Raw genomic sequence first — 8,407 nt, 5'->3', positions numbered from 1 at the left:
AATTCTTTACGGAAGATTAGTAGGTACATTAAGCACAATGCCTTTTTATGACTACTTGGACCACTCTTTGCTTATAGTTAACCTTTATCAATTTTATACAGTAAAACATATTACAATACATACTTACTTAGAGCTAGGTAGGCTACTTGAAAGAATAGGCATCTTAGCTTTACATGAAAAGCGTAAAAGACAAACTACCTTTTTGCGTATAGAAAGTTGCTTAGCAGGACTCGCTTGTTTTGGAAAAACTTAGGATTAAATTAATGTCTACGAATGATAAATTAAATATGTTAATATTTATATTGATATATTTAATTTAGTTATTTATATTTATAAATATTTTCAATTCATATATTTACAAAATGAAAAAATCGGAATATAATAATATTAGAAAGAGGTGAGTCAATGCACAAAGTACTTAGTCAGTGTCCTGTATGTTCTAATCCACTAACAGTACAAAGACTCAAATGTCAGAGCTGCCAGACTGTGATTGAAAATGATTTTAAGCTTTCTAAATTTGAATATCTCTCTTCAGATCAGCTTTACTTTATTGAGACGTTTATAAGATGTAGAGGAAGTATTAAGGAAGTTGAGAAAGAATTAGGAATTTCTTATCCGACTGTGAGAGCTAAGTTAGATGAAGTGATTATAAGCTTAGGATTTAGCCCTAAAGAAGCAAAGCAGACTAAACCAACACATGATTTATTAGATGCCTTAGAAAAAGGTGAAATTTCAGCTGATGAAGCAATCAGTCAATTAAAAAAATAAGAGATGATAGGGAGTGGCTATGATGAATGAAGAAGTAAAACGTATTTTAAAAATGGTTGAAGAAGGCAAAATCTCAGCAGATAAAGCAAAAGACTTAATGGAGGCATTGGAGAATGTAAGTGCCCCTGTTGTATCAACAAAGAGCTATGAAGATAAGTTTCTAAGAGTTAAGGTATTGAGTGCTGATGGAGATAAGGTGAATATTCAATTACCAATTAAAGTAATCAAAGCAATTCTTAATGTAACGGGCAAACTCCCAGTAGATACACTGAATATAAAGGGTGTTAATACAGAAGAACTTATTGAGACAATAGTAAGTTGTCTAGATAGTGAAGTAATGGGTGAAATTGTAAGTGTAGATTCTGCTGACGGCGATATCGTTAGAATTGTGATAGAGTAGGAGTACAGACTATGAGGGTTATTGTAAAAAGTGAGGGGCATAAATATTTTATCCCAGTTCCGCTATGGCTAGGGAGCGTAGGGCTTAAAATAGCTATGAAATTTGTAGGGAAAGGTGCACTAACCCCTCATCAGCAAAAAGAAATTTTAGAACTTTTCAAGGTGCTTAAGGTGGCACTCAAAGGTTATAAGGGACTTAAGCTTGTAGAAGTTAAAGACGCTGATGGGGATGAAGTGACAATCATTGTATAAGGTTTCAAGGAGATATTGAAAAAATTATAGAATCCTTTATAGAACATTAAAAAGAGAAAAGTTAATAATAAGCACATAAGAATCAACCCTGCCAGATGAGCATTCACTTTCAATCTGGTAAGTGTTGATTTTTTATTTATATGTCAGGAACTAAGGGGATAATAAAATGATTAAATGATAACTATAAAATAGATTTACATTATATTATTGTAAGTTTTGTATATACGCATGTTGTAAAAAATGTGATAAAACATGATAAATACTGAATTATAGAGTTAAGTAATTCGATAAATAAAATAAAGTAAAAAATAGTGCAAAAAAGTGTGGAAAAGCTTAAACAAATATGATAAAATACAATTAATTCAGTCGCTAATGTATGCGTTGAATGTGCAAATTGACTAAGTTCTACGTGTAGAGCTGGACAGAGGTATCAAAGTTGACTAATTAATAAGCAGTAAAAAGTGCTAAAAAAATCTAGTAATTTTACAACAAGAAAAGACAACTAATACTAAGGGGGATAAAAAATGTTTAAAAAGTCAAGAAAAGTAATGAGTTTAGCAATGGCATCAATGGTTTTATTAACAGGATGTGCAGCGCAAGGGGAAGCCAAAGGAACAGTAAAAGAACCAACTAAAGAAGCTAATGATAAAAAGAAAGAAGCGCCTACAGTCATAACTTATGCATGTGTTAATCGAGATCAGAAGGATCCTTATGCTAAAAATGCTATAACTGGCGAGTACATTATGCGAGAAGATGATCGGGATATGTATATCCAAATTCTAGACGAGATTAAAGAGGAACTTAATGTAGAAATTGAATTTATAGATTTCCCAGGATATGTATGGGAAGTATTGCTTCAAACTGTTCTATCTGGTGATCCTATTGCAGATCTTGTAGATTTAGAAATTAACTCTCAAGGAAAAATTCTAGCACAAAACGTTCTTCAACCTTTAGATGATTATGTTGATTTATTAGGAGATAACCCATCACCAAAAGTTTATGGGAAACATTTCTTCTTAGAGTCAGCAAGTAGTGGGGAAGCATGGTCTCTTTCACCATTAGTCTATAATATTGATTACATAGAAGCTGTAGAAGGTCTTAAAGTAGATGGGAAAACAGTATACCCAACAGATCTCTATAAAGAGGGCAACTGGACATGGAGTAAGTTTAAGGAGTACCTTAAAATTATTGATGCACACTATGCAAATGTTCAAGCACCAGAAAGACCAGAATATAGAATTGATGCCTTTAGAACAGAATATACTGAAACTATTATCGAGGCAATCCACTCTAATGGTGGTGCAATCTATGGAGAAGATGGACTTCAAGTAGATACACCAGAAGTTAAGCAAGCTATAGCATATGTTCAAGAATTAATCGATGCAAAAGTACTTACAGCAAATATCAAAGAGGGTACAAGTAATACACCATGGGCATCAAATGCAGAGAACTTTAACGCAGGTGAAACAGTATTTACTGAAATGGAAGTTTGGCGTCTAGGTGGAGCAGCATCAAAAGCAGCAGAAAGAGGACAATCTCTAGGTGTTATCCCATTCCCAAGACCAGACCATATGGCACCAGATGATCCTGGGTATCAACCATCTGTTACTAAAGGAATGAGTACAGTTATTCCTAAAGGTGTATCAGAAGAAAAAATTCCACTTGCCATCCAAACTTATAACTTATTCTATGGAAAAGCAGCAGATGCTAAGGCAAAACGTGCAGAAGAATTAGGTGAAGTTAAACAACAACATACATTGCCAGGAACAGATATCTTCCATACAGAAATAGGCGCAGACATGGCAGAAATCTATGACTCATGGAGTTCACCTGTTAATGAATACAGTATTATGTTAGGGGTTTATTGGGACTTCATGAGCATTGCAGGAGATGCATTATGGGGTGCGAACAGTTCACCAAGCTTTGATGTAGCTTTTGAGGCTCAAAAGAATATAATTACAGATAAAATTGGAGGCATAGAAGCCTTACTTAATACAGATGAAATCAAAGATAACGTCTCACCAGCAATTGAAAAATTAGCAGCTGATGAAATTTTTGCAGTACCTGTAGGTACAGACCCAAGTTCAATTAATTGGGCAGAGAAATTTAAAGCAGTAGATAATCTTGATGGTGAATTAGATATTACAAAAGCAGTATTTAATGTAGAGGTAACTGACTTTAATACAGTAGGTGAATACGAAAAAGGTTTAGTTGTAACCATTCAAGATTTATCTGAGAACACAGGAAAAAGCAATAATAACGTAATTGTTTATGATGCAAATAATAAGGAAGTACCAACAATTACACTTAAAGAAGAGTATAGAGCATTAACATTAGAAGAAGAAACTGCAAAAATCAATTGGAATGACTTTGTAGAAACAGCAGTAGATAAAGATGGTATCAATATTAAATCTAGCCTTCATGCAGATCTTAGTACATTAGATACAACAACAAAAGGGGAATATGAGATTCCACTTACAGTAACAGACTTTGCAGGTAATGTAGCAGAAGTAGTATTACCTGTAACCGTTGAATAATAAAAGTTATTAAAAACATGCAAATACATTAAATAGCATGTAAAAGACCAGTGATAAATATTACTGGTCTTTTATCGTGTGGAGCATAGGCTATAAGTGGGAATGTATTATTGAGTTTTCTGATATATATGGTATACTTGATTAAATTCAATAGATAAAAGGAGAAGAAGATGCTAAAGTTTTTAGGTATAGGAAGTGCTTTTAATACAGAACTTGGGAATAATAGTGCCTTCATTAAAGAGGGAAAGAGCCTCTTGCTTATAGACTGTGGAGGAACTGTATTTCATGATTTACAAAAGTATCATCTATTAGAAGGACTAGAAGAAATTTTTGTTTTAATTACCCATACGCATCCGGATCATGTAGGAAGTTTGGGGGAAGTGATTTTTTATTGCTACTATATATTAAAAGTAAAAGTAAATTTATTTTTTCCAAATGAGATACTAATGATATCTTATTTACAAATCATAGGCGTCACTCCAGATATGTATTGTTTACAAACGGCAGAAGATATACAGTTTAGTGTCAATGAATTAGAGCTCACCAGTCTTCAATGGATTGAACAAGAACATGTTGAAACGATGCCTGCCTATAGCTTTATAGTGAAAGGACAAGGTGTAAGCTTTTATTATAGTGGAGATGGTTATGCGCTTAGGGATAATGTGATTAAAAGACTGGTAAAAGGTGAAATTAAGTATATTTATCAAGATACATGTGGTCTAGATTATGAAAATAATGCCCATTTATATCTACATAAACTAGCAGACTTGATACCACAAAATTTGAGAGAGTATGTTTATTGTATGCATCTGGATAAACATATTAAGCTAGCAGAGATTCAGCAATTAGGGTTTAATGTAGTTGAGAGAATATCCTCAAATTTCTGGGGCTGACAAAGTGTAAGCGTGCTCCATGCGATAAAGTTTTGGGGTAGTCCCTAAAAGCTCTTTAAATAGTTTGCTAAAGTATTTAAAGTAAGATTTTCAGCAAAGTGCTCATGAATCAGTTGAGCATGATGAGTTTTTAAAAATTGATGAATAATTAAGTAGAACGCAATACAAAAAGAGTGCACTAGATTTAAGGTATGGAAATGCTCCAGATTATTAAAGCTTATATAATGAGGGATTAAAAAAAGATACCTTTTTATTTAGATTACATGATTAAATAAAAGATGAACAGAGTATATAATTTTAATAATAGATAATAATTGGTATATTAAGCACTTATAAGAAAAACGAGAGAAAGAATAGAGGGCATAACATGTGGTACAAAAAAGATTATAGACGAATTTTTATGGATATGCATTTAAATGATGCAAAAGAAGATGAATATTTATCAAAGTTAGATGTAGAAGATTTTGTAGAAACTTTAAAAAATGCACATGTGAATAGTGTTGTTGTAAAAGCGAAATCTCATGTTGGGTTACATTACTGGCCGAGTAAGTATGGTAGAATGCATAAAGGTTTAAAAAGAAGAAACTTAGATTATGTAGGCGAAATGATTAAAAAATGTAAGGAAAATGACATAAGTGTTGTTGTATACCTTTCGCAAATTCATGATAACTATGCTTATGAAGAGCATCCTGAATGGAGAATTGTAGATGGTTCAGGTAGAACTTCAAGAGAAGATAATTCAAGATATGGCCTTGTATGTTCAAATCATTTAGAATACCGTGCTTATGTCAATGAAATTTTAGAAGAATTAGCATCAACCTATGCGTTTGGTGGTTTCTTCTTAGATATGCCATTTTGGCCTCGCGTGTGTTATTGTTCTGCATGTCGTGAACGCTATTGGAAAGAAACAGGTAACTATATCCCTCGCCAAGAAGATTGGAATAATCCAGTATGGGTAGACTTTGCTAAGAGAAGACAAAGCTGGATGGAAGAGTTTGTAGCGGATGTTACCAACACCATTAAGGGCGTTAACAGTGCACTTAGTGTAGAACATAACTTTGCAGCAGTAGGTTCGGGTTGGAGCCAGGGAGATACAGAAAAAATTCTTGAGTCTTGTGACTATGCTGGTGGAGACTACTACGGTGGCTACTTCGAGCAAACCTTTATGTGCAAATACTACAATAACGTAACACCAAACAAACCATTTGCCTATATTACATCTAGATGTGATCCAAACCTTTATGCACATACAGTGAGCCGTTGCGAAGAAGACTTATACATTCATGCAATGAATGCACTTGTACATAATGGCGCATTCTCTGTATGTGACGCCATGAATCCAAATGGAACAATTAATCATGAAGTTTACCGTGATGCGATAGGTCCTATGTTTAGACGTACATGTGATTTTGAGCAATATGTAACGGGAGATATGAATGCAGATGTAGCTATTTGGTATAACACCAACTTAAAAGCAAATGACAACTTTATTCAATCACCTTTTGCAATTGCATCCACTATGCAAGAGTACAATGTGTTGTATGATGTAGTAGGCAGTAAGAACCTAAAAGATTTAAAAGCTCAAGTGCTTTCTATCAACAGTGCCTATGATGTAACAGATGAAGAAATGGCAGATATCGAAGCTTATGTAAGAAAAGGTGGCAACGTCTTTATTACAGGTAAGCTTGCACATAAGAGATTTGAAGAACTACTCGATATTGAAGTAACAGGTGGGAGTGAGTATGGTTATACTTACTTAAATCCAACGACCGAAGGTCAAGACTTATTCGAATCCTTTAACCAAAGTAGTCCATATCCTATTGAAAGAAGAGCTACTGAGTGTACAATAAAAGGGGATGCAAAAGTACTTGCAACACTTGCATATCCTTACACAAAACCAGGCGAAAAAGAGTTTGCAGCGATTCACTCTAACCCACCAGGAACTTATACACAACTCCCAGCTGCTATGGAAAAACAAGTAGGCGAAGGGAAAATGATATGGGTTGTAACACCTTTAGAATTAGCGCGTGCACACTACTGTAGAAAAACAGTATTCAACTTAATCAATGCCTTAATAAGAAAGAAAAAGCTTGAAAGTAATGCACCAGTATTTGTAGAGATTACAAATTGGAATAAAGAGGACAAACAATATTTAAGTATCATCAACCAACAAACAGTATCACCAGTGTATCCAATTGAGGGTATTACAATTACATTACCATACATATGTCAAAATGTTGTTTTAAAAACACCTTCAGAGCAACCTCTTCAGGTGACCTATGGAGAAGGAACAACAACTATTCAATTACCAAAACTTGAGGTATTCCATTTAATCGAATTAAATAAATAAACTCAAGAGGCAGATATTCTATATAGAGTATCTGCCTCTTTTAGATTGTCATAACACCTTGAAAAAATCTATTTAATCCTTACAAAGGAGTCACAAAAGGGTGATTTTTAGCATAGAGTACAATGTACCTGAAATAGACCAGCTAAAATGCCTATTTATCAAATGCATAGGTATATTTCAGTATATGTATTTTTATCTAAAGGGTTACAAAAAATTTATATCTAAGGAGGGTGTATTATGGGAATGCCTGTCATCAAACCAAGTAATATTACACGAGAACAATCAGTGGGAGATTTAATCGAATCTATTGCACTAGAAGAAAACTCAATTGCGCACATCTTGAATGCTGAAAGTGAAAAAATTAATGCAATCATCTCTCAACCTGCTGTAACACCACAACAAATTATTGCAGCCAATAGATCTGTAAAAAATACGGTTGATGCAATCATTAGCTTGGAAACTGCATTACAATCAAAGCTTAATTTATTTAAATGCATGATATGTCAATAGCTCTATTTTCTATTAAAATTCATTAAAATAAGGAGGAATATATATGGCATTTGCATATGCAGCCGCCGGTTCTGGGCCAAGTGCAGGCGGAATAGGATGGGCTAATTTTGGAAATTTAAATTTACAGCCTGGTGGTTCTCCACAGATGTTTACTGGAACTTTAAATGATGGTACAAAGGTAACTTTTGATGTATCAGTACCAGCACCATCTGCTATGACATTTAATTCTAGAACATCACCATCAACAAGTGTTTTTGGATACTATGCCTATGTGGGTACGGGTGCAGCACAGATATTATTACAAAATGATAGAATTGGTTCACTTGATCCTGGTATCATAACAATAAACAATATCGTTGTTACAGATAGTTTAGGAAATCCTGTTACAAACTATACAGTTGTAGTTGCCGACGCAGAAGAAAGCAATATTGGTGAATTATGGAACTTCCAAACGGATGGTGGAGTTTGGAATCAATTCTATCTTATACAGGGTTCAGGAACCCCATCAATATCAGGACTTGGAAGCCCCTCAGTTACAATTACAGGTGTTGATCAGTTATTTTCATCTAGCTATCTTTTAACGACGGAGTCAGCTAAAAATCTTACACTTACAGCTATTTCAGCTGGCGGACTTGAAGCTGTAGCTATAGGCTTTGCCATTACGAAAGTATCATTGTCTAAGAATATAGGTGATAGAA

At 34.1% G+C, this 8,407-nt stretch carries 9 protein-coding genes; all 9 read left to right on the top strand.

The genetic code is table 11. The features are described 5' to 3' along the window. Positions 1-253 (top strand): hypothetical protein (locus tag RRY75_RS13345; protein WP_332717221.1); only part of this gene is annotated, 253 nt, incomplete at its 5' end. A 152-nt stretch (positions 254-405) separates the two neighbouring features. Continuing rightward, positions 406-768, top strand: coding sequence for a DUF2089 domain-containing protein (locus tag RRY75_RS13340; protein ID WP_332494045.1), 363 nt, complete (start codon positions 406-408; stop codon positions 766-768). A 22-nt stretch (positions 769-790) separates the two neighbouring features. Continuing rightward, positions 791-1,168 (top strand): SHOCT-like domain-containing protein, encoded by a 378-nt coding sequence (locus RRY75_RS13335; protein ID WP_332494046.1) that lies wholly within the window; start codon positions 791-793, stop codon positions 1,166-1,168. A gap of 11 nt (positions 1,169-1,179) precedes the next feature. Further along, on the top strand, positions 1,180-1,419 hold the full coding sequence (locus RRY75_RS13330) for a hypothetical protein (RefSeq protein ID WP_332494047.1): 240 nt from the start codon (positions 1,180-1,182) through the stop codon (positions 1,417-1,419). Between the two features lie 524 nt (positions 1,420-1,943). Beyond that, positions 1,944-3,956: a hypothetical protein gene (locus RRY75_RS13325; protein ID WP_332717216.1), complete on the top strand. Its 2,013-nt coding sequence runs from the start codon at positions 1,944-1,946 to the stop codon at positions 3,954-3,956. 170 nt (positions 3,957-4,126) lie between these two features. Continuing rightward, positions 4,127-4,849: an MBL fold metallo-hydrolase gene (locus RRY75_RS13320; protein ID WP_332527944.1), complete on the top strand. Its 723-nt coding sequence runs from the start codon at positions 4,127-4,129 to the stop codon at positions 4,847-4,849. Between the two features lie 367 nt (positions 4,850-5,216). Continuing rightward, a complete protein-coding gene (locus tag RRY75_RS13315; protein WP_332527945.1) occupies positions 5,217-7,199 on the top strand; it encodes an alpha-L-fucosidase in 1,983 nt (660 codons plus the stop codon). A 237-nt stretch (positions 7,200-7,436) separates the two neighbouring features. After that, positions 7,437-7,709, top strand: coding sequence for a hypothetical protein (locus tag RRY75_RS13310; RefSeq protein WP_332494052.1), 273 nt, complete (start codon positions 7,437-7,439; stop codon positions 7,707-7,709). A 43-nt stretch (positions 7,710-7,752) separates the two neighbouring features. After that, positions 7,753-8,407: CshA/CshB family fibrillar adhesin-related protein (locus tag RRY75_RS13305; protein WP_332717211.1), on the top strand; the 655-nt coding region annotated here is incomplete at its 3' end.

The sequence above is a fragment of the Niameybacter sp. genome (genome assembly GCF_036655075.1).
In the GTDB taxonomy this organism is placed as follows: domain Bacteria; phylum Bacillota; class Clostridia; order Lachnospirales; family Cellulosilyticaceae; genus Holtiella.
This window is presented reverse-complemented; position numbering and strand designations above follow the sequence as displayed.

What these genes read in the sequence shown, in the direction of transcription:
- RRY75_RS13330 (WP_332494047.1), top strand. Translation starts at nt 1,180, where the DNA reads ATGAGGGTTATTGTAAAAAGTGAGGGGCATAAATATTTTATCCCAGTT.
- RRY75_RS13325 (WP_332717216.1), top strand. Translation starts at nt 1,944, where the DNA reads ATGTTTAAAAAGTCAAGAAAAGTAATGAGTTTAGCAATGGCATCAATG.
- RRY75_RS13315 (WP_332527945.1), top strand. Translation starts at nt 5,217, where the DNA reads ATGTGGTACAAAAAAGATTATAGACGAATTTTTATGGATATGCATTTA.
- RRY75_RS13335 (WP_332494046.1), top strand. Translation starts at nt 791, where the DNA reads ATGAATGAAGAAGTAAAACGTATTTTAAAAATGGTTGAAGAAGGCAAA.
- RRY75_RS13310 (WP_332494052.1), top strand. Translation starts at nt 7,437, where the DNA reads ATGGGAATGCCTGTCATCAAACCAAGTAATATTACACGAGAACAATCA.
- RRY75_RS13320 (WP_332527944.1), top strand. Translation starts at nt 4,127, where the DNA reads ATGCTAAAGTTTTTAGGTATAGGAAGTGCTTTTAATACAGAACTTGGG.
- RRY75_RS13340 (WP_332494045.1), top strand. Translation starts at nt 406, where the DNA reads ATGCACAAAGTACTTAGTCAGTGTCCTGTATGTTCTAATCCACTAACA.